Genomic DNA, 21,201 nt, shown 5'->3' with positions numbered 1-21,201 from the left:
GCGAAGCTGTCGTCTGCCGTCCGCGGGCCGGGAGCCCGGACGGTCGTCGAGAGGAGCGCAGCGTGAGACAGGACGGCTTCCGCGCCGAGGAGATAGACACCAGCAGGCCGCACCCCGCGCGGATCTACGACTACCTGCTGGGCGGCAAGGACAACTACGAGGTGGACCGCCACGCGGGCGACGAACTTGCCGCCGCGGCACCCGAGGTGAGGATCGGCGTACAGGCCAACCGGGGCTTCCTCCAGCGCGCCGTCCGGTACGTCGTCGGCAGCGGCGTCCGCCAGATCCTCGACATCGGCACCGGGCTGCCCACCTCGCCGAACGTGCACGAGATCGCGCAGGAGACCGCGCCGGACGTGCGCATCGCGTACGTCGACAACGACCCGATCGTGAACACCTACGCCAGCACGCTGCTCAGCCGGCCCGGCGCCACCAGCGTCGTCCTCGCCGACCTGCGCGACCCGCAGGGGATCGTGGACCACCCCGACGTCCGCAAGGTCATCGACTTCGACGAGCCGGTCGCCCTGCTGCTCGTCGCCGTGCTCCACTTCCTCACCGACGCGGAGCAGCCCGGGCAGGTCGTCGCGAGCTTGCGCGACGCGCTCCCGGCCGGCAGCTTCCTGGTGCTCTCGCACGCCACGGGCGACTTCGCGGACCGCAGCGAGGCCCAGGCCGTCTACAGCAAGGCCACCGCCTCCTTGAACCTGCGTTCCCGCTCCGAGGTCGAGAGCTTCTTCGACGGCTTCGAACCGGTCGCGCCCGGTCTGGTCCAGGTCCCGTTCTGGCACCCGGACACCGAGCCCTCGCCGCGCTCCGGCGAGATCGGCTTCTACGGCGGCGTGGCCCGCAAGGCCTAGGCTCCGGCCGGACGACCGGGAGAGGGCCCCCGCGCCGCGGCGACGCGGCGGGGGGCCCTTCGTGGTTCCGCGCGGCCCGGTACGGCACGAAGAAGGCCCGGCCTGCTCGCGCAGACCGGGCCTTGATCGTTCAGGGTGAGTGACGGGACTCGAACCCGCGGCCACCTGGACCACAACCAGGTGCTCTACCAACTGAGCTACACCCACCATGTCCGGCGCTTTGTTTCCTTCGCACCGGCCGAGGAAAAGTGTACAGGGTCCGGGAGGGTGCTCGCGCCTACCTTTTCCGCGGGTCGGTCACTTCGCCGTTTCCGCAGGCAGGACGTGCTTCGCGGCGATGGTGCGGGCGGTCTCCGTGTCGGGTCCCGGCTGGGGGACGAAGACCGCCTCGCGGTAGTAGCGCAGCTCCGCGATGGACTCGCGGATGTCGGCGAGCGCCCGGTGGTTGCCGTTCTTCTCGGGGCTGGCGAAGTAGGCCCGCGGGTACCAGCGGCGGGACAGCTCCTTGATCGAGGAGACGTCCACGATGCGGTAGTGCAGGTGCTGCTCGAGCGTCGGCATGTCACGGGCGAGGAAGCCCCGGTCGGTGGAGACGGAGTTGCCGCACAGCGGCGCCTTGCGGGGCTCCCTCACGTACTGGCGCACGTAGTCCAGGACGAGCTTCTCGGCCTCCTCCAGGGTCACGCCGCCGTCCAGCTCCTGCAGCAGCCCCGAGGCGGTGTGCATCGTGCGGACGATGTCGGGCATGCTCTCCAGCGCCTCCGCGGGAGGGCGGATCACGATGTCGACCCCCTCCCCGAGCACATTGAGCTCCGAGTCGGTGACGAGCGCCGCCACCTCGATCAGAGCGTCCTGGGCCAGGGAGAGCCCGGTCATCTCGCAGTCGATCCACACCATCCGGTCGTTCATACGTCTCACCCTACGGGGCGATCCCGCGGAGCAGGCATAGCCGCGTTCCTGCTCCGTCCGTCCCGTCCGTCGCGGGACCGCCGCAGCGGGTGCACCTCGCGGGCGTCGAAGCGGCTGCCGGCCTGCTCGGGGATGCGGGCCGCGTAGCCGTCGGGGTCCTGCTTGACGATGCCGGCGCCGGCCGGCGGACCGCCCTGGCCCGGGATCGGGAGCACGCCGCCGGAGCGCTCGGCCTGCTGCGGGGAGCCGCGGCGCGGCGCGGGCACGGGGCCGCCGGACGGCTCGTGGCCGCGCGGGTCCTTGGCGGCCGCGGGTGCGTCGGCCTCGTCGTGGGGGCGCCGGGCACGGAAGGCGGTGCGGTAGGAGGCGGGGGAGGAGCCCAGCTGGCGGCGGAAGTGGCCGCGCAGGGCGACGGGGGACCGGAAGCCGCAGCGGGCGGCGACCTCGTCCACCGAGTAGTCGGAGGTCTCCAGCAGGCGCTGCGCCTGGAGGACGCGCTGGGTGATCAGCCACTGAAGGGGCGCGCTGCCGGTCAGGGTGCGGAAGCGGCGGTCGAAGGTGCGGCGGCTCATGTAGGCGCGCGCGGCGAGGGTCTCCACGTCGAACTGCTCGTGCAGGTGCTCCAGGGCCCATGCGACGACCTCGGCGAGGGGATCGCCCCCGATCTCCTCCGGTAAAGAGCGGTCCAGATGCCGTGGCTGGCCGCCCCAGTCGCCCCTGCGCGGCGGTACGACCAGCCGGCGGGCCAGCGCGTTGGCGGCCTCGCTGCCGTGGTCGCTGCGCACCACGTGCAGGCACAGGTCGATCCCGGCGGCGGTGCCGGCGCTGGTGAGCACGTCGCCGTCGTCGACGAAGAGTTCGCGGGGGTCGACATGGACCGAGGGGTAGCGCTTGGCCAGTGTCGGCGCGTACATCCAGTGCGTGGTGGCGGGGCGCCCGTCCAGCAGCCCGGCGGCGGCGAGCACGAAGGCGCCGGTGCACAGGCCGATGATGCGCGCGCCCTCCTCGTGGGCGCGGCGCAGGGCGTCCAGCGCCTCGGGGGGCGGCGGTTGCGAGATGGAGCGCCAGGCGGGCACCACGACCGTGCCGGCCCGTGAGAGGGCCTCCAGCCCGTAGGGCGCGGACAGTTCGAGGCCGCCGGTGGTGCGCAGCGGGCCGTCCTCGCCGGCGCAGACCAGCAGACGGTAGCGGGGTACCCCGGCGTCCTGGCGGTCGATGCCGAACACCGACAGGGGAATCGAGCTCTCGAAGATGGGGCCGCCGCTGAACAGCATGACGGCCACGACCTCCTGACGGCGCCGCGCCGACAGCTTGCGGGGCGCGCGGCCGGCCGCCGAGGCGACCGACGGGGCCGCCGCGGAAGCGGTGGCGGCCGGTGCCGCCGGAACTCCCGGGAGGTTCGGGAAGCCGTGGGCGGCCGGGGCCGCCGGAGTTGCGGCAGTGGCCGGGGCGCCCGGGGCACCCGGGACCCCCGAAGACACGGACAGTGCGGTGGACATGCCGGCGGCCGACTGGATCTCCGCCATGGTGCCGGTCCTGGACTCCTGGTTCATGGAGCTGGGGCCCCCCTCGGTCGACTCGTCCTCTCGGTCCTGCACGGATCCCCCGCCGTTGTCTCTCAAGATCGAATCTACTGGCTCAGTTGCATCCGCAATGGCAAGTTCATCACCTGCCGGTATGTCGACATGACCACGTGGCGTGAAGCATTCGATCACGAAGAGTTCCGCTCGTGAAGTGTGCCTTGAAGCGGTGGACAGGCGCACAAGGCTTGTGCGCCCCCTCATTCCGGTTCCTCACCGGCGACAGGGCGGTTGGCGGTGGTGTGTCCCAAGTGGCCTTCGCCACAAGGAAGTTGGCTGAAAATGAGGGGAATCAGTGTACGCGCCCCAGGTCAGCGCCCCGTCGTGCGCCCCCCATGTGGCCGATGAACGAGTGCGCCCCCAGGGCCCGAAGGAGCCCTGAGGACGATTCCGGATATGGCCGGTGGCGGACAGGCCGGGACAAGGGGCGGAGGGGCGACTTGTCCGGTTGGCGACGTGGCGTTGCGCTCGGCGCCTCGCTCCGGCATTCTCCTGGAAACTCCGGGGTAAGGGGACGCTGTGAGGGTCCGCGCACCTCTGGGCACTGGACCGGGGCCGCCGTACTCTGGAGTGAGCGGGAAGGGCAGCCCCTTACTGGTCGAAATCCGGTCGGTCCCGCGGCCCCCGCACTGTTGTTGTCCGCCCTCTCGGTGCCACCGGCGCCGACCTTGCCGAGAAACCGCATCATGGCCGGTTACGAGCTCCCCGAGCCCGCCGACGGAAAGCCGCTCGCCGAATCGGCGGCGGTCCCGCAGGCGGACTCCGAGCCGCGCGCTGCCTGCGACCCCGCCTTCAGGCACGGGGTGGTGGTCGGCTTCGACGGCTCCCTGTCCAGCGAGCGGGCGCTCGCGTACGCCATCGGCATGGCGCGCCGTTCGGGTTCCGCGCTGATCATCGTGCATGTCGCCAACCGCCTGCCGGCCACCGTGTGGGCCGGCTGCGAACCGCCCGTCTTCGTCGACGTCCCCGACCACCGCACCGAGGTGCTCGGCCTCGAACTCGCCTGCGCCGACCACCTGTCGGAGGTTCCCTGGATCCTCGTCGAGCGCGGCGGGGACATCTGCCACGAGCTGGAGGAGGTCGGCCGGGAGTACGAGGCCGACGCCATCGTGGTGGGCGGGACGCACGGGATCATCGGCAAGATCTTCGGATCGGTCGCCGGACGGCTCGCCCGGCGCGCCCAGCGGCCTGTCGTGGTCATTCCATAACGATTCGGCGCCAGTTGCCGTGAATGTCGGCTCCGCGGGATTGCTTGTGCCCTTGTGAAGGGTATCTCACCTGCAGTTTCTTCCCTCGAACACGAAGGGGGCCGGCGGTGGACAACGACGTCTCCACGGCACGTTCAGCAGGAGTCGGCGCAGCGGCTCTGGGATATCTGGCACTCGGCCTGACACTGATCGCCTACGGGCTGTTCAGCACGGGCGTCATCGACAACGCCGCGGCGGCCGACGCCGCGCGGCTCGCGCTCTTCGTCGGCGGCATCACCCAATTCGTCGCCGGCATGTGGGAGTTCTACGGCGGCAACGGCTTCACCGGCACCGCGTTCGCCTCGCTGGGCGCCTTCTGGGTGACCTGGTCCGGCGGGTCCGGCGCGGGTGCGAGCAAGGAGGTCGTCGGGCTGTTCATGCTCCTGTGGGCGCTGCTGGCACTCACCCTCACGATGGCGGCCTGGCAGATGGGCGGCGTGGCACAGGCGGCCTTCGGGCTGCTGACCGTCTCCGCCGCGCTGTCCGGCATCGCCGCCCTGGCCTCCAACGGCGGACTCGGCAAGGTGGCCGGCTGGATCGGCCTGGTGGCCGGCGTGGTCGCCTGGTACGGCGGCACCGCACTGCTCACCAACGCCGCCTGGGGCCGCAGGGCCCTGGCGGACGGCTGGCGGCTGGGCGTCCCGCACCGCGGGCACGCGGCCTGACCCACCGGTACGGAACGGCCCCCCGCGCCGCAGGGCGCGGGGGGCCGTTCCGTGTGCACGGGGGCGCGGGGCCTACTCCACGGTGACGGACTTCGCCAGGTTGCGCGGCTTGTCGATGTCCCGGCCCAGCGCCAGCGCCGAGTGGTACGCCAGCAGTTGCAGCGGGATGCCCATCAGCACCGGGTCGAGCTCCGGCTCGTTGCGCGGGACGACGATGGTGTGGTCGGCCTTCGCCTCCACCTGGTGCGCCACCGCGAGGATGCGGCCGCTGCGCGCCTTGATCTCCTCCAGCGTCGCCCGGTTCTTGTCCACCAGCTCGTCGTCCGGGACGATCGCCACGGTCGGCACCGACGGCTCGATGAGCGCCAGCGGGCCGTGCTTGAGCTCGGACGCCGGGTAGGCCTCCGCATGGACGTAGGAGACCTCCTTGAGCTTCAGCGAGGCCTCACGGGCGACCGGGTAGCCGCGCACGCGGCCGACGAACATCATGCTCTTGGCGTCCGCGTACTCCGCCGCCAGCCTTTTGATCTCGTCCTCGCCGGCCAGGACCTCGGCGATCTGGCCCGGCAGCTTCCGCAGGCCCTCGATGATCCGCCGGCCGTCGGCGACCGACAGGTCGCGGATCCGGCCGAGGTGCAGCGCGAGCAGCGCGAAGGCCACGGCGGTGTTGGTGAAGCACTTGGTGGACACCACGCACACCTCGGGGCCCGCGTGCACGTACATGCCGCCGTCGGTCTCCCGGGCGATGGCGCTGCCGACCACGTTGACCACGCCCAGGACGCGCGCGCCCTTGCGCTTGAGCTCCTGGACGGCCGCGAGGGTGTCGTACGTCTCGCCGGACTGGCTGACGGCGATGTAGAGCGTGTCCGGGTCCACCACCGGGTTGCGGTAGCGGAACTCCGAGGCCGGCTCGGCGTCCGCCGGGATGCGGGCCAGTTCCTCGATCATCTGGGCGCCGATCTGGCCCGCGTGGAACGCCGAGCCGCAGCCGAGGATCTTCACCCGGCGCACCGCGCGCGCCTCGCGGGCGTCGAGGTTCAGCCCGCCCAGGTGGACGGTGGAGAAGCGGTCGTCGATCCGGCCGCGCAGCACGCGGTCCACCGCGTCCGGCTGCTCGGCGATCTCCTTGTGCATGTACGTGTCGTGGCCGCCGAGGTCGTAGTTCTCGGCCTCCCACTCGATGGTGGTCGGCTCGGGCGACGTGCGGCTGCCGGCCGTGGTGTACGTGCGGTAGTCGCCGGCCTTCAAGGTGGCCATCTCGCCGTCGTCCAGGGTGACGACCTGGCGGGTGTGGCGGACCAGGGCGGCGACGTCGGAGGCGACCAGCATCTCGTGCTCGCCGATGCCGAGCACGACCGGGGAGCCGTTGCGGGCGACCACGATGCGGTCCGGGAAGTCGGCGTGCAGGACGGCGATGCCGTAGGTGCCCTCGATGCGCGACAGGGCCTGCTGGACCCGCTCCTCCAGCGTCTCCGCGTCGGAGCGCGCGATGAGGTGGGCCAGCACCTCGGTGTCGGTCTCGGAGGCGAAGACCACGCCGTCGGCGGTCAGCTTGGCCCGCAGTTCGGCGGCGTTGTCGACGATGCCGTTGTGGACGACCGCGATTTTGCCCTCGGTGTCCAGATGGGGGTGGGCGTTCTCGTCGCTGGGGGCGCCGTGGGTGGCCCAGCGGGTGTGGGCGATGCCCGTGGTGCCCGCGAAGCGCTTGGGGACGCGGGCCTCCAGCTCACGGACCCGGCCCTTGGCCTTGACGGCCTTCAGGCCGCCGGACTTGCCCGTGATGACGATGCCCGCCGAGTCGTACCCGCGGTACTCCAGCCTCTGCAGGCCCTCCAGCAGCAGCGGCGCGACATCGCGCCTGCCGATGTATCCGACGATTCCGCACATGGTGGTTGTCCCTCCCGATCGTGGTGCGGCCCGAACGCCGTGGGGTGCGGCGGGCCGGCCCCGGACGCGAGGCGCCCGCGGACCGTGCGTCAGCCGTAGACGATGCGGCGCAGCTGCCGCAGCGAGAACTCCGGCGGGGCCACCGCGCGGTGCGGCAGCTCGGCGGTGATCCGTTCGAAGATCTCCGCGTTCTGCAGCCCCTTGGACTGCAGCTCGCGGTGACGCCGCCGTACGAAGTCCTCGGCCGTCTCGTCGAAGTACGCCAGGACGTCGAGGACCACCCGGGCGGCCTCGCCGCGGCTCAGCGGCGTGGTCCGCACCAGGTGGTCCACCAGGTCGTCATGCGGCGTCCGGCGTTCGAGCACCGCTCGATACTGAGGGACGGGCGGGAGGGTTTGCAAGAATCCTGCCCGATATCGGGCAGGGGGCGGTGGAAACTACGCCGGAAGGCCGAGCTCGCGCGCGATCAGGATGCGCTGCACTTCGCTCGTGCCCTCCCCGATCTCCAGGATCTTGGAGTCCCGCCACATACGGGCCACCGGGTACTCGTTCATGAAGCCGTAGCCGCCGTGGATCTGCGTGGCCTCCCGGGCATTGGTGACCGCGCTCTCGGAGGAGTAGAGCTTGGCCATCGCCGCCTCCTTCTTGACCGGCTCACCGGCCACCAGCCGGGATGCCGCGTCCCGCCAGGCGAGCCGGGCGGTGTGGGCGCGCATCTCCATGTCGGCGATCTTGAACTGGATCGCCTGGTTGGTGCCGATCGGGCGGCCGAAGGCGACCCGCTCCCTGGCGTACGCCAGCGACTCGTCCACACAGCCCTGCGCCAGGCCGGTCGCCAGCGCCGAGATCGCGATCCGGCCCTCGTCCAGGGTGCGCAGGAACTGCGCGTAGCCCCGGCCCCGCTCGCCCAGCAGGTTGGCGGCGGGCACCCGGCAGTCGGCGAAGGACAGCTCACGGGTGTCCGAGGCGTTCCAGCCGACCTTGCTGTACTTCTTGGACACCGTGAAGCCGGGCGTACCGGACGGCACGATGATCGAGGAGATCTCCGGGCGGCCGTCCTCGGCGCGCCCGGTGACGGCGGTGACCGTGACCAGGGCGGTGATGTCCGTGCCCGAGTTGGTGATGAAGCACTTGGTGCCGTTGATCACCCACTCGCCGGTCGCCTCGTCCAGCCGCGCGGTGGTGCGCGTGCCGCCCGCGTCCGAGCCGCACTCCGGCTCCGTCAGGCCGAAGGCACCCAGCTGCTCGCCCGCGGTCAGGCGGGGCAGCCACTCCCGCTTCTGCTCCTCGGTGCCGTAGCGGAAGACCGGCATCGCGCCGAGGGAGACCCCCGCCTCCAGGGTGATCGCCACCGAGGAGTCCACCCGGGCCAGTTCCTCCAGGGCCAGGCAGAGGGCGAAGTAGTCGCCGCCCATGCCGCCGTACTCCTCGGGGAAGGGCAGCCCGAACAGGCCCATGCGGCCCATCTCGCGGACGATCTCGTAGGGGAACTCGTCCTGCTCGTAGAACTCGCCGATCTTCGGCGCTACGACGTCGTGCGCGAACTCCTCGACCGTGCGGCGGAGTTCCTCGTACTCGGCGGGGAGCCGGTGGGCGGTCGTCATGGCAGTGATCACTCCTGGTGGGAGAGGGCGCGGACGGTACGGGACGGGCTGGGTCGGCCCAGGTGCCCGGCCATCCACACGCTGGTGGCGGTGAGACGGCCGATGTCGACCCCGGTCTCGACGCCGAGGCCGTCGAGCATCCAGACCAGGTCTTCGGTGGCGAGGTTGCCGGTGGCGCTCTTGGCGTACGGGCAGCCGCCGAGACCTCCGGCGGAGGCGTCGACGACACCGACGCCGTGCCGGAGGGCGGCCAGGGTGTTGGACAGCGCCTGGCCGTACGTGTCGTGGAAGTGCACGGCGAGCCGGTCGACCGGCACACCGAGACCGGCCAGGGCGTCCAGCAGGGCCACCACATGGCCGGGGGTCGCCACACCGATGGTGTCGCCGAGGCTCAGCTCGTCGCACCCCAGCTCGTACAGGCGGCGGGCGACGGAGGCGGCCTGGGCCACCGGCACCGCGCCCTCCCAGGGGTCGCCGAAGCACATCGACAGATAGCCGCGGACCCGGGCGCCGGCCTCGCGGGCGCGGGCGACCACCGGCGCGAACATCGCCAGGGACTCCTCCACCGTGCGGTTGAGGTTCGCCTTGGCGAAGGACTCCGTGGCGCTGCCGAAGACGGCGACCTCGCGCACGCCGAGGGCCAGCGCACGTTCCAGACCGTGGTCGTTGGGCACCAGGACCGGCAGCCGCACCCCCTCGCCGAGGTCGTCCAGCAGCGGCATCAGCTGCTCGGCGTCCGCCAGTTGGGGCACCCACTTGGGGTGCACGAAACTCGTCGCCTCGATGGTCGTCAGTCCGGCGCCGGCCAGGCGGTGCACGAACTCCGCCTTCACCTCGGTCGGCACGGTCGCCTTCTCGTTCTGCAGGCCGTCGCGCGCGCCCACCTCGTGGATGCGCACCCGGCGCGGGAGCCCGTCCAGGGGCACCGACATGGGCAGTCCGAGACGTTCGTCCCCGGCCGTCACTTCGCCTCCTCCTCACGCGGGTCCTGATGCGGCGTGACAACGGCGAGCACCTGGTCCATGGCGACCGTGCTGCCCGGGCTCACGTCGATCTCGGTGACCGTGCCGTCGTGCGGGGCGGTGATGACGTGCTCCATCTTCATCGCCTCGACCACCAGCAGGCTCTGGCCCGCGGTGACCTCGTCGCCCTTGCCGACCTTGACCACGGTCACCGTGCCGGGCATGGGCGCGGCGAGGGTGTCCACCCCGCCGGCGCCCGCGCCGCCGCGCAGTGCCGCCTCGACCGGGTCGTACGCCTGGACGTGCCAGCCGTCGCCGTCCCGGCCGAGCCACTCGCCGGCGTGGTCGAAGGCATGGGTGACGCCGTCCCACTCCACCGTGACCCGCGGGCCGGCCCCGGCGACCAGCCGGGCCCGCACCGCGGGGCCGTCACCGACGCGCACCGTGGCGTCCCCCGCCCGGCCGCGCAAGCGCACCGCGACCGGCTCCCGCCCCGGGACGCGCAGCCAGTGCGGCGTCCACGCGGGCTCGCCGCCCAGCCGCCAGCCGCCCGGCACCGAGAAGGGGTCGGTCCACACCGAGGGCGGGCCCGCGGGCTCCAGGGCGGCGTGCCGCAGCAGCGCCGCCGCCGCGTAGACCTCCTCGGGCACCTCGGACGGTACGAGCCCGGCCAGTTCGCGGTCGATCAGCCCGGTGTCCAGCTCGCCGGAGACGACCTCGGGGTGCGCCAGCAGGCGCCGCAGGAAGCCGGTGTTGGTCTCCAGGCCCAGCACGCTCGTGCCGGCCAGCGCCGCCCGCAGCCGGCGCAGCGCGGTGGCGCGGTCCGGGCCGTGCGCGACGACCTTGGCCAGCATCGGGTCGTAGGACGTGCCGATCTCGCTGCCCTCGGTCAGGCCGGAGTCGACCCGGACGCCCTCGCCCGCGGGCTCCCGCAGCGCCAGCACCGTGCCGGCCGAGGGAAGGAAGCCCCGGGAGGGGACCTCCGCGCAGATCCGAGCCTCGACGGCGTGGCCGTCCAGGGCGATGTCCTCCTGGGCGAGAGGCAGCCGTTCGCCGGCCGCGATCCGCACCTGCCACTCCACCAGGTCCAGCCCGGTGACGAGTTCGGTGACCGGGTGCTCGACCTGGAGCCGGGTGTTCATCTCCATGAAGCAGTACGCGGCCGGGTCGGCGCCGGGGACGATGAACTCCACCGTGCCCGCGCCGACGTAGCCGCAGGACAGCGCCGCCTGCACGGCGGCGGCGCCCATGGCGGCGCGGGTCTCCTCGTCCAGCAGGACGGAGGGCGCCTCCTCGATCACCTTCTGGTGGCGGCGCTGCAGTGAGCACTCGCGCTCGCCGAGGTGCACGACATGCCCGTGGCCGTCGGCGAGCACCTGGATCTCGATGTGCCGGGGGCGGTCGATCCACCGCTCCACCAGCAGTGTGTCGTCACCGAAGGAGCCCCGCGCCTCGCGCCGGGCGGCCGCGATCTCCTCGCCGAGCAGCGCCTGGTCGCGCACCAGGCGCATGCCCTTGCCGCCGCCGCCCGCCGACGGCTTGAGCAGCACAGGGGTGCCGATCTCCAGCGCGGCGGCGGTCAGTTGCTCGTCGGTGAGGCCGCTGCCGCTGCTGCCGGGCACCACGGGCACCCCGGCCGCCTGGACGGTCTCCTTGGCGCGGATCTTGTCGCCCATCAGCTCGATGGCGCGGGCGGGCGGGCCGATGAAGACGAGCCCGGCGTCCTCGCAGGCGCGGGCGAAGGCGGCGTTCTCGGCGAGGAAGCCGTAACCGGGGTGGACGGCCTGGGCGCCGCTGCGGGCGGCCGCCTCCAGCAGCCGCTCGGCGGACAGGTAGCTCTCGGCGGCGGACGCCGGGCCGATGCGCACGGCGGTGTCGGCCTCGCGCACATGGCGGGCGTCGGCGTCCGCGTCGCTGAAGACGGCGACCGAGCGCACCCCGAGCCGCCGCAGGGTGCGGATCACCCGGACCGCGATCTCGCCGCGGTTGGCGACCAGGACGGTGTCGAACATCTGCGGAGTCACGGTCGTCCCCCTACATCCGGAAGACGCCGTAGCCGGGCGCCTCGGGATCGCGTTGCGGAATGGGCGCGTTGGCGCAGGCGGTGAGGGCGAGCCCGAGCACCTGGCGGGTCTGGAGCGGGTCGATGACGCCGTCGTCCCACAGCCGGGCCGTCGCGTAGTACGCGTTGCCCTGCTCCTCGTACTGCGCGCGGATCGGGGACTTGAAGCCCTCCTCGTCCTCCGCCGCCCAGGTGTCGCCGGCCGCCTCGATCTGGTCGCGCTTGACCGTGGCCAGCACGGAGGCCGCCTGCTCGCCCCCCATGACGGAGATCTTGGCGTTGGGCCACATCCACAGGAAGCGCGGCGAATAGGCGCGCCCGCACATCGAGTAGTTGCCCGCGCCGTAGGAGCCGCCGATGACGACGGTCAGCTTGGGCACCCGGGTCGTGGCGACCGCGGTCACCATCTTGGCGCCGTGTTTCGCGATGCCGCCCGCCTCGTACTGACGGCCCACCATGAAGCCGGAGATGTTCTGGAGGAAGAGCAGCGGGATCCCGCGCTGGTCGCACAGCTCGATGAAGTGCGCGCCCTTCTGGGCGGACTCGGAGAACAGGATGCCGTTGTTGGCGACGATGCCGACCGGGTGGCCGTGGATGCGGGCGAAGCCGGTCACCAAGGTGGTGCCGTACTCGGCCTTGAACTCCGAGAAGCGGCTGCCGTCGGTGATACGGGCGATCACCTCGCGGACGTCGTACGGGGTGCGCGGGTCGACCGGGACCGCGCCGTAGAGCCCCTCGGGGTCGACGGCGGGCTCCTCCACGGGCGCGACCGTCCAGGGCAGCGCGCCGCGGGCCGGCAGGGTCGCCACGATGTTCCGCACGATGCGCAGGGCGTGGGCGTCGTCCTCGGCCAGGTGGTCGGTGACACCGGAGACACGGGAGTGGACCTCGCCGCCGCCCAGCTCCTCCGCGGTCACGACCTCGCCGGTGGCGGCCTTCACCAGCGGCGGGCCGCCCAGGAAGATCGTGCCCTGGCCGCGCACGATGACCGCCTCGTCGCTCATCGCGGGCACATAGGCACCGCCGGCCGTGCACGAGCCGAGCACGGCGGCGATCTGCGGGATGCCGCGCGCCGACATGGTGGCCTGGTTGAAGAAGATCCGGCCGAAGTGGTCGCGGTCGGGGAAGACCTCGTCCTGGCGCGGCAGGAAGGCGCCGCCGGAGTCCACGAGGTAGAGGCAGGGCAGCCGGTTGTCGAGGGCGATCTCCTGCGCGCGCAGGTGCTTCTTGACCGTCATCGGGTAGTAGGTGCCGCCCTTGACCGTGGCGTCGTTGGCGACGATCACGACCTCGCGCCCGGAGACCCGGCCGATCCCGGCGACGACGCCGGCGGCCGGGGCCTGCCCGTCGTACATCCCGTCGGCGGCCAGCGGCGCCAGTTCGAGGAAGGGCGATCCGGGGTCGAGCAGTCCGTCCACGCGGTCACGGGGGAGCAGTTTGCCGCGCGCGGTGTGCCGGGCGCGGGCTCGCTCGCCGCCGCCGAGGGCGGCCGCGGCGAGCTTCTCGCGCAGCTGCGCGGACAGCTCCTCGTGTGCCTTGGCGTTGGCGTGAAAGGCCTCGCCCGCCGGATCCGCGGCGCTGGCGAGGACGGGTGCTTCCATGTCGCGGGCCCCCGGGTGTTAGCGGTCGTTAACTGTGATGCCCCCTACGTTAGCGGTCGTTAACACGGCTGTCTAGAATATGAGGACCACGAGATCGCGGGGGCGGCCGGACGCCGGACGCCGCCCGGAAAGGTGCGGTGTGGAGCCCACGAGGACGGCCGCGAGGGCGGCAAGCGGCAGACGCGACCAGATCCTTCAGGAGGCCGCGCGGCTCTTCGCCGAACGCGGGTTCCACGGCGTCGGTGTGGACGAGATAGGGGCGGCCTGCGGCATCAGCGGCCCGGGCCTGTACCGGCACTTCGCGGGCAAGGACGCGATGCTGGCCGAGCTGCTCGTCGGCATCAGCGGCCGGCTGCACGCGGCGGGCCGGATGCGCGTCGCCGAGGCGGGCGACCCCGCCGCCGCGCTGGACGCGCTGGTCCAGGGCCACATCGACTTCGCCCTGGACGACCGGGCGCTGATCATCCTGCACGACCGGGAGCTGGACCGGCTGCGCGAGTCCGACCGCAAGCTGGTCCGCCAGTTGCAGCGCCAGTACGTCGAGCAGTGGGTCACGGTCGTCCGGCAGGTCCACCCGGGGGCCGCCGAGGCCGAGGCGCGGGCGGCCGTGCACGCGGTCTTCGGCCTGCTCAACTCCACGCCGCACCTCGGTCCGCACGGCGGGCTGCCCGGGCGTGCGGCGACCGCCGTGCTGCTGCGCCGGCTGGCCCTGGGCGCCTTTGCCGCTCTGGACAGTCCGCGCGACCGGGAAGTAACTTACTGAGCGCTTGCTTATTTCGCTCGGTCTGCAGAGGAGGCGCCACGTGCGTCGCACGGTGTTCAACGAGGACCACGAGGCGTTCCGGGAGACCGTCCGGGACTTCATCGCCCGCGAGGTCGTGCCGGTCTACCCCCAGTGGGAGGAGTCCGGCTACCCGCCCCGTGAGTTCTACAACCGCCTCGGCGAACTGGGCATCTTCGGCATCGAGGTGCCGGAGGAGTACGGCGGCGCCGGCGTCACCGGCTGGAAGTTCAGCGCCGTGGTGACCGAGGAGTGCGCCCGCGCCGGCGTCAGCTTCGGCAGCAGCGGCGTGCACACCGGCCTGGTGCTCCCGTACCTCCTCGAGTTCGCCAACGAGGAGCAGAAGAAGCGCTGGCTGCCCGACTTCATCAGCGGCGACATGATGACGGCCATCGCCATGACCGAGCCCGGCACCGGCTCCGACCTGGCCGGCATGACCACCAACGCCAAGCTCTCCGCGGACGGCACCCACTACGTCCTCAACGGCGCCAAGACCTTCATCACCGGCGGCGTCGTCGCCGACCGCGTGCTCGTGGTCTGCCGCACCGCGCCCGCCACCGCGGAGGACCGCCGCGGCGGCCTGTCGATCCTCGTCGTCGACACCAAGAGCGAGGGGTACGCGGTCGGCCGCAAGCTGGAGAAGATCGGCCTGCGCACCTCCGACACCGCGGAGCTGTCCTTCAGCGACGTCAAGGTGCCCGTCGAGGACCTGCTCGGCGAGGAGGGCAAGGCCTTCTCCTACCTGGCCCACAACCTGCCGGTCGAGCGCCTCGCGATCGCGGTGGGCTCCTACGCGCAGGCCGACGCGGCGGTCCGCTTCGCCGGCCAGTACGTGCGCGACCGCAAGGTGTTCGGCAAGGCCGTCGCCGAGTTCCAGAACACCAAGTTCGTGCTCGCCGAGTGCGCCTCGGACGTGGACGCCATGCAGGCCGTCGTCGACCGCGCGCTGGAAGCCCACGAGCAGGGCGACTTCAACGCCGCCGACGCCGCCCGTGCCAAGCTGTTCTGCACCGAGACGGCGGCCAGGGTCATCGACCGCTGCCTCCAGCTGCACGGCGGCTACGGCTACATGCTGGAGTACCCGATCGCCCGCCTGTACGCGGACAACCGCGTGCACCGCATCTACGGCGGCACCAGCGAGGTCATGAAGTCGATCATCGCCAAGTCGATGGGCCTGTGACCGAGCGGTCCGCCGCCCGGCCCGAGAGAGCACTGTGACCAACGCGAGCCTGCTGTCCCTGCTCGATCTGCTCGACCTGGAGCGGATCGAGCAGGACATCTTCCGCGGCGCCAGCCGCTCGGCCGTCGTGCCCCGCGTCTTCGGCGGCCAGGTCGCCGCCCAGGCGCTGGTGGCGGCCGGGCGGACCGTGCCCGAGGGGCGCGACGCCCATTCCCTGCACGCGTACTTCCTGCGCATGGGCGACCCCGGCGCCCCGATCGTCTACCAGGTCGACCGGATCCGCGACGGCCGCTCCTTCACCACCCGGCGGGTGGTGGCGGTGCAGCACGGGCAGCCGATCTTCCACCTCTCGGCGTCCTTCCAGACGTACGAGGAGGGGCTCGAGCACCAGGAGCCGATGCCGGCCGCCCCGGACCCGGAGTCCCTGCCCACCGGCGAGGAACTGCTGCGGCCGCACGCGGGCCTCTTCCCCGACCCCACGGTCGTGGACCGCCTCCTGGAGGCGCGGGCCGCCGTCGACCTGCGGTACGTGGACGAGCCGCCGTTCCTCGCCCACGAGCGCGGCCCGCGCGAGGCCCGCTCCCAGGTGTGGTTCCGCACCAACGGCAAGCTCGCCGACGACCCCCTGCTCCACGTCTGCCTGGCCACCTATGTGTCGGACATGACGCTGCTGGACTCCGTCCTCCTCGCGCACGGACGCGGCGGCTGGGCGCTCGGCGACGTGGTGGGCGCGAGCCTGGACCACGCCATGTGGTTCCACCGGCCGTTCCGTGCGGACGAGTGGCTGCTGTACGACCAGCAGAGCCCGTCCGCCTCCGGCGGCCGCGGGCTCGGCACCGCCCGCATCTACACCCAGGACGGGCGGCTGGCCGTCTCCGTCATCCAGGAGGGCCTGGTCCGGGTCCCGCGCACGTCCTGACCGCTCCGCCCCGCACCAGGGGGACCCGCGGTCACGCCGGGCGGTTCAGGCCCGCGGCGTCCAGCAGGAAGGCGGTCATCGGGTCGTAGAAGCGCGGGTCGGTGACGTGGTCGTCGAGGGGGACGGTGACGGACACCGTGCCCTCGGCCTCGGCCAGGAAGAGCGCCGGGTCGTTGCAGTCGGCGAAGCCGATCGCGGTGATGCCGCGCTGTCCCGCGCATCCGGCCCAGCCGTGGTCGGCGACGACCAGGTCGGGCAGCGGCAGGTCCTGCGCCTCCAGCGCGTCCAGGACCGCCGCCATGGGGGCGGGGGAGTGCGTGTGCCACAAGGTGGCGCCGCGCTCCAGCATCGTCACGTCGCAGAACTGGAAGACCCCGCCCTCCTCCGTGGACAGGCCGCCGGGGACGGACATGACCTCGCAGCCCGCCGCGCGCAGGGCGGCGGCCAGGGTGCGGTGGACGTCCAGGAGGCCGCCGGGGTGGCCGGTGGCGAACAGCACCCGCTGTCCGTCCTCCACGGCCTTGCAGAGCACGCGGGCGGCCCGCTCCAGAGCGCTGATCGTGAGCTCGGGGTCGATTGTGTCCTGGCCGACGCGGTACCCGGGGTCGGCCACGACGCCGCAGCGCTCGGCCATCACCGCGAGCACCGCCTCCTCGTCCGTCCACCGGTCCGCGAGTTCCAGGCCGAGCCAGTAGTGGCGGTCGCCCTCGGCGAGCCGGGCGTAGTGGGAGCGGTTGTTCTCGCGGGGAGTGGCGACGTCGCCCGCTATGCGCGTGGCGACGAGGTGGTCGGCGAGTTCCTGACGGGAGGGCACGGTGACATGGGGCAGCATGCCCCCATTCTCCCGTGCCGCCGAAGGTCCGTGCGGCCGGGACGGGATCGACGCCGAGGCGTGATCTCCTGCCGGGGCGTCAGGAAGCCGGGCGGTCCGGCCGCGCCCGGCTCCCGCTCACAGCCAGCGCAGCGCGAACCACAGCTCCATGCGCACGTCCGGGTCGTCCGGATCCACGTCCAGCGCGGCGGCGGCGCGGGCGATCCGCTGCCGCACGGTGTTGCGGTGCACGCCGAGCGCGAGGGCGGTGCGGTCCCAGCTGCCGTGCAGCCCGATCCAGGTGCGCAGGGTCTCCACCAGCGCGGGGGAGCCGGCGACGGGAGCCAGCACCTGGTGCGCCCGCGCCCTGGCGTCGTCGGGCGCGACCAGGTCCGCCATGCCGCCGTGCCCGCCCCGGTGCCGCACCAGCGCGTCGCGGCCCGCGACGGCCCGGCGCGCCGCTCCCGCCGCCTGGCGGTCCCCGTCGGCCAGCGCGGCGGCGGGCACCGGCGCGCTCACCCCGAGCGTCCAGCCGGGCTGGGCCGCGACCTCCCGGTCCGCGGGGAGCAGCAGGCGCACCGCCTCGTCCCCCGCCTCCAGCAACGCCGTGCCCAGGGCGGCGCCGAGTGCGGCGGCGGCCCGCGGGTCGGCCGGGGCGCCGCGGCGCAGGGCGTGCACGACGAGCCATGGCCCGTCCGGCCCCAGCAGGGGGGCGACCTCCTCGGGGGCCGCGCCGAGCAGCAGCCGCACCAGTGCGGCCGACCGCGCGGCCTCCGCCGTCCCCAGGTGCGGCCCGGTGAGCAGGGAGAGCAGGACGGCCGCCACATTGGCCACCGCGTGGTCGGCCGGGTCGGGGTGCGCGGAGGCGAGGACGAGCGCGGGCCGCCCCTCTGTGCCGCCGCCCGCCAGGGCGTACGCGGACAGCCGTGTCCCGTCGTGGGCGTCGGTGGCGGAGGACGGCGGACGGGCGGCGTCCGCGGGCCCGGCGTCGCCGACCACGCGGGCCAGCCGGTGCGCCGCCGCGCGGACTCCGGCGTCCGGCGCGGTCCCGGCCGCGTACACCTCCGAACCGTCCGGTCCGACGAGCGCCGCCCAGGCGCCGAGGCGCCCGGCCAGCCGGCGCAGCACGGCCGGGACGGGGTCGGGGCGGGCGGCCGCCGCGGCGAGCGCCTGCTGCGCCTCGGTCACGTGCCGCAGCTCACGGGTCCGCGCCTCGCCCATGGCCTGCCAGACGGCGCGGGCCACGGCCGTGAACGGCGTCCGCGGCGGCACCTCCAGCAGCGGCAGCCCGTGGCGGTCGCAGGCCTCGGCCAGCGCCGCCGGGATCCGGTCGTGCACCGGGGCGAGGCCGAAGCCCAGCGCCGCGGCGCCCGCCTCCACCGTGCGCGCCACGTACCGGTCCAGGTAGGGCCCGGCGTCCACCGCAGCGGTGAGGTGCACGCCGGCGGTGAGCACCAGCTCGCCGCCGAGGAGATAGGGGACGGGGTCCTGCATCTCGCTGGCGTGCACCCACTGGACCCGTACGTCCGCCTCCGCCGCCCGCGGTCCGGCCACCTGCCGCAGCCCGAGGTCGGGCAGGGCCAGCAGCACCGACAGCGGGATCTGCGGGGCGGGCGGCGCGAGGTCCTGGCGCGGGGACGACATGTGCGTTTCCTTCATTGGGGCCAGGGTGAATGGAGGAAACGTACACTTCAGGACACCTTGGTAGCCACTTAATGTCGCCGGAGTGGACCGCGGCCGTACCGGCGGCATGCGGCAGGCTCTCGTCCGAGGCCGTGGGCGGAGCCACCACGAACGCATCACGTGCACGAAAAGGCAGGCACCCATGAGCAGCAGCGCACCGCGCGGCCCCGTCGACTCCTCCCGTGTCCCGCGCTACGCCGGACCCGCCACCTTCGCGCGGCTGCCGCGCCTGGACGAGGTCGGCGCCGCCGACGTCGCCGTGGTCGGCGTGCCCTTCGACGCGGGGGTCTCCTACCGCCCGGGCGCCCGCTTCGGCGGCAACGCGATCCGCGAGGCCTCGCGCCTCCTGCGGCCCTACAACCCGGCGCAGGACGCCTCGCCCTTCACGCTCGCCCAGGTCGCGGACGCCGGCGACATCGCGGCGAACCCGTTCGACATCAACGAGGCCGTCGAGACGATCCAGGCCGCCGCCGACGACCTGCTCGGCACCGGCGCCCGGCTGATGACCCTCGGCGGCGACCACACCATCTCCCTGCCGCTGCTGCGCGCCATGGCGCGGCGGCACGGGCCGGTCGCGCTGCTCCACTTCGACGCCCACCTCGACACCTGGGACACCTACTTCGGCGCCGAGTACACCCACGGCACGCCGTTCCGCCGGGCCGTGGAGGAGGGCATCCTCGACACCTCGGCGCTGTCCCACGTCGGCACGCGCGGACCGCTCTACGGCAAGAAGGACCTCACCGACGACGAGAAGATGGGCTTCGGCATCGTCACCTCCGCCGACGTCTACCGGCGCGGCGCCGACGAGGTCGCCCAGCAGCTGCGCGAGCGCATCGGCGGGCGCCCGCTGTACATCTCCGTCGACATCGACGTCCTCGACCCTGCCCACGCCCCCGGCACCGGCACCCCCGAGGCAGGCGGCATCACCTCCCGCGAGCTGCTGGAGATCCTGCGCGGTCTGGCGTCCTGCAACCTGGTCTCCGCCGACGTCGTGGAGGTCGCCCCCGCGTACGACCACGCCGAGATCACCAGCGTCGCGGCCTCCCACACCGCGTACGAACTCACCACGATCATGACCCGGCAGATCGCGGCGAGCCGCGCCTGACCCGGCCGAAGGGCCGCGTACTGCGCGGGCGGGGGCCGGATCACCCCGCCGTGTTCCGCGCGCCCGCCCCGTCCCCGGTCGGCGGCCACTCGTCGGCGAGCACGGCCCACACCTCGTAGTCGTGGCGCACCCCGCGGTAGGGGGAGTGCTGCCGCAGCACTCCCTCCCGCGTCATGCCGAGCCGCCGGGCGGTGGCGATGCTGCGCTCGTTGCCCGCGGCGGCCCACCATTCGGCGCGGTGCAGGCCGCGCTCGCCGAACGCCCAGTCCAGGAGCACCCGCACGGCCCGGGTGACCAGGCCCCGGCCCTGGCCGGCCGCCTCCAGCCAGCAGCCGACCTCGCACCGGCCCGCGGCGGCGTCGAAGGACACGAACATCACGCCGCCCACCAGGGTGCCGTCCAGCCAGATGCCGTAGATGCGGTTGCCGTCCTGGGCCTGGCCGTCGGCGTAGCGCTGGAGGACCGCCCGCGCGGAGTCCGCGTCGGTGCTGCGTGTCGCCCACGGGATCCAGGGGTCGACGTTCTCCCGGGCCCGGTCGATGTGGGCGAGGAACTCCTCGGTCCGCCACGGCTCCAGGGGGCGGAGCACGGCGTCGTCGGTGAGCGGGATCGCGAACATGGGCGGCGGCCTTTCCGGCGTACGTAACGAGCGTTCGGTAGGTAAGCTACACCCGTGCCGCCAGCCCGTGGAGACCATGAAGCCCGTCGCCAGGACGTCTCGGAGGCGGTGTGGCAGGTGCTCGCCGCCAAGGGCTTCGCCGGGCTCACGCTCCGTGCCGTCGCCGCCGAGATGGGCGCGTCCACCGGCCTGCTGATGCACTACTTCCCGACCAAGCGGGCCCTGGTGGCGCACGCCCTCGGCATCCTGGAGCAGCGCACCGCCGAACGCCCCCGGCGCGAGCGCCCCTCCCCGGGCCTGGCCTCCCTGCGCGCGGTCCTGATCGACATCCTCCCGCTCGCCCCGGACGCCGCCGACCGCAACCGCATCTGGGTCGCCTCCTGGGACGTCGCCCTGTCCGACGACGGCCTCGGCCGCGACCAGGCGGAGCGCTACGCACGCATGCGGGACGGGCTGCGCACCCACCTCGACGAGGCCGTCGCGCTGGGGGAACTGCCCCCGCACGCCGATCCCGGCGGGCTCGCGGCGACGGCCGTGGCCTTCGTGCACGGCCTGGTCGTGCAGGCGCTGTTCGACCCGGCGGCCCTTCCGCCCGCCCGGCAGACCGCCCTCGTCGACGACTTCCTCGCGGGGCTGCGCGCCCCCCGGACGGGGTCCGCGGACCCGACCGCTGTCGGACCCGCGTCGTAGCGTTGTTTCGGGAGGATGAAATCCGCACATCGGGGCGTT

19 protein-coding genes and 1 tRNA gene are annotated in these 21,201 nt (G+C 73.2%); 8 read left to right on the top strand and 12 right to left on the bottom strand.

What is annotated here, in order from left to right; all coding sequences use genetic code 11:
• Positions 1–62: 62 nt before the first annotated feature.
• Positions 63–857, top strand: coding sequence for an SAM-dependent methyltransferase (locus ACIP9H_RS04625; protein WP_401582998.1), 795 nt, complete (start codon positions 63–65; stop codon positions 855–857).
• A gap of 134 nt (positions 858–991) precedes the next feature.
• On the opposite strand, the gene ACIP9H_RS04620 is transcribed toward ACIP9H_RS04625, so the two are convergent.
• The 3 genes from ACIP9H_RS04620 to ACIP9H_RS04610 all read right to left on the bottom strand — a co-directional run bounded on the left by ACIP9H_RS04620 (position 992) and on the right by ACIP9H_RS04610 (position 3,319).
• Positions 992–1,064: transfer RNA gene (locus ACIP9H_RS04620), tRNA-His, on the bottom strand.
• 90 nt (positions 1,065–1,154) lie between these two features.
• Complete coding sequence (gene orn / locus ACIP9H_RS04615; protein WP_401582996.1) at positions 1,155–1,766, bottom strand: oligoribonuclease; 612 nt, start codon at positions 1,764–1,766, stop codon at positions 1,155–1,157.
• Between the two features lie 5 nt (positions 1,767–1,771).
• On the bottom strand, positions 1,772–3,319 hold the full coding sequence (locus ACIP9H_RS04610; protein ID WP_401957456.1) for a helix-turn-helix domain-containing protein: 1,548 nt from the start codon (positions 3,317–3,319) through the stop codon (positions 1,772–1,774).
• Between the two features lie 713 nt (positions 3,320–4,032).
• Between ACIP9H_RS04610 and ACIP9H_RS04605 the strand changes: the two genes are divergently transcribed.
• Both ACIP9H_RS04605 and ACIP9H_RS04600 read left to right on the top strand, forming a co-directional pair.
• Positions 4,033–4,554 carry a universal stress protein gene (locus ACIP9H_RS04605; RefSeq protein WP_360905951.1) on the top strand — a complete coding sequence of 174 codons (522 nt, stop codon included), beginning with the start codon at positions 4,033–4,035 and terminating at the stop codon, positions 4,552–4,554.
• Positions 4,555–4,661: 107 nt separating this feature from the next.
• Complete coding sequence (locus tag ACIP9H_RS04600) at positions 4,662–5,258, top strand: acetate uptake transporter (RefSeq protein ID WP_360905950.1); 597 nt, start codon at positions 4,662–4,664, stop codon at positions 5,256–5,258.
• Positions 5,259–5,330: 72 nt separating this feature from the next.
• Here ACIP9H_RS04600 and glmS read toward each other — a convergent pair whose 3' ends face one another.
• From glmS to ACIP9H_RS04570, 6 genes are all read right to left on the bottom strand, one after another.
• Positions 5,331–7,145 carry a glutamine--fructose-6-phosphate transaminase (isomerizing) gene (gene glmS, locus ACIP9H_RS04595; protein ID WP_401582994.1) on the bottom strand — a complete coding sequence of 605 codons (1,815 nt, stop codon included), beginning with the start codon at positions 7,143–7,145 and terminating at the stop codon, positions 5,331–5,333.
• Positions 7,146–7,234: 89 nt separating this feature from the next.
• Positions 7,235–7,510, bottom strand: a complete 276-nt coding sequence (locus tag ACIP9H_RS04590) for a hypothetical protein (RefSeq protein ID WP_360905948.1) — start codon at positions 7,508–7,510, stop codon at positions 7,235–7,237.
• Positions 7,511–7,582: 72 nt separating this feature from the next.
• Entirely contained in the window at positions 7,583–8,749 is a 1,167-nt protein-coding gene (locus ACIP9H_RS04585; RefSeq protein ID WP_401582992.1) for an acyl-CoA dehydrogenase family protein, read from the bottom strand.
• A gap of 8 nt (positions 8,750–8,757) precedes the next feature.
• Complete coding sequence (locus ACIP9H_RS04580) at positions 8,758–9,681, bottom strand: hydroxymethylglutaryl-CoA lyase (RefSeq protein WP_401583218.1); 924 nt, start codon at positions 9,679–9,681, stop codon at positions 8,758–8,760.
• 29 nt (positions 9,682–9,710) lie between these two features.
• A complete protein-coding gene (locus ACIP9H_RS04575) occupies positions 9,711–11,723 on the bottom strand; it encodes an acetyl/propionyl/methylcrotonyl-CoA carboxylase subunit alpha (protein ID WP_401583216.1) in 2,013 nt (670 codons plus the stop codon).
• Between the two features lie 22 nt (positions 11,724–11,745).
• Positions 11,746–13,374: a carboxyl transferase domain-containing protein gene (locus tag ACIP9H_RS04570; RefSeq protein ID WP_401582991.1), complete on the bottom strand. Its 1,629-nt coding sequence runs from the start codon at positions 13,372–13,374 to the stop codon at positions 11,746–11,748.
• 139 nt (positions 13,375–13,513) lie between these two features.
• Between ACIP9H_RS04570 and ACIP9H_RS04565 the strand changes: the two genes are divergently transcribed.
• From ACIP9H_RS04565 to tesB, 3 genes are read left to right on the top strand one after another with little or no spacing between them, the layout of a single operon-like run.
• Positions 13,514–14,137, top strand: a complete 624-nt coding sequence (locus ACIP9H_RS04565; RefSeq protein ID WP_401582989.1) for a TetR/AcrR family transcriptional regulator — start codon at positions 13,514–13,516, stop codon at positions 14,135–14,137.
• A 40-nt stretch (positions 14,138–14,177) separates the two neighbouring features.
• On the top strand, positions 14,178–15,335 hold the full coding sequence (locus ACIP9H_RS04560) for an acyl-CoA dehydrogenase family protein (protein ID WP_360905944.1): 1,158 nt from the start codon (positions 14,178–14,180) through the stop codon (positions 15,333–15,335).
• Positions 15,336–15,369: 34 nt separating this feature from the next.
• Positions 15,370–16,254: an acyl-CoA thioesterase II gene (gene tesB, locus ACIP9H_RS04555; protein WP_401582987.1), complete on the top strand. Its 885-nt coding sequence runs from the start codon at positions 15,370–15,372 to the stop codon at positions 16,252–16,254.
• A 31-nt stretch (positions 16,255–16,285) separates the two neighbouring features.
• On the opposite strand, the gene ACIP9H_RS04550 is transcribed toward tesB, so the two are convergent.
• The gene (locus ACIP9H_RS04550; RefSeq protein ID WP_360905942.1) at positions 16,286–17,086 is read right to left on the bottom strand and encodes a phosphatase; all 801 of its coding nucleotides are present in this window, start codon (positions 17,084–17,086) and stop codon (positions 16,286–16,288) included.
• 117 nt (positions 17,087–17,203) lie between these two features.
• Complete coding sequence (locus tag ACIP9H_RS04545; RefSeq protein WP_401582984.1) at positions 17,204–18,709, bottom strand: PucR family transcriptional regulator ligand-binding domain-containing protein; 1,506 nt, start codon at positions 18,707–18,709, stop codon at positions 17,204–17,206.
• A 181-nt stretch (positions 18,710–18,890) separates the two neighbouring features.
• Between ACIP9H_RS04545 and speB the strand changes: the two genes are divergently transcribed.
• Positions 18,891–19,853, top strand: a complete 963-nt coding sequence (speB, locus tag ACIP9H_RS04540; RefSeq protein WP_401582982.1) for an agmatinase — start codon at positions 18,891–18,893, stop codon at positions 19,851–19,853.
• 40 nt (positions 19,854–19,893) lie between these two features.
• Here the strand turns inward: speB and ACIP9H_RS04535 are convergent, their stop codons facing one another.
• A complete protein-coding gene (locus tag ACIP9H_RS04535) occupies positions 19,894–20,472 on the bottom strand; it encodes a GNAT family N-acetyltransferase (RefSeq protein WP_401582980.1) in 579 nt (192 codons plus the stop codon).
• Positions 20,473–20,526: 54 nt separating this feature from the next.
• On the opposite strand from ACIP9H_RS04535, the gene ACIP9H_RS04530 reads away from it, so the two are divergent.
• Positions 20,527–21,162 carry a TetR/AcrR family transcriptional regulator gene (locus ACIP9H_RS04530; protein WP_401582978.1) on the top strand — a complete coding sequence of 212 codons (636 nt, stop codon included), beginning with the start codon at positions 20,527–20,529 and terminating at the stop codon, positions 21,160–21,162.
• The last annotated feature ends 39 nt before the right edge of the window (positions 21,163–21,201 follow it).

Origin of the sequence: Streptomyces sp. NPDC088732 (genome assembly GCF_044751205.1) — a bacterium.
Taxonomy (GTDB): Bacteria; Actinomycetota; Actinomycetes; order Streptomycetales; family Streptomycetaceae; genus Actinacidiphila.
The sequence above is the reverse complement of the archived record's forward strand: the minus strand, read 5'-3'. Positions and strand labels throughout refer to the sequence as shown.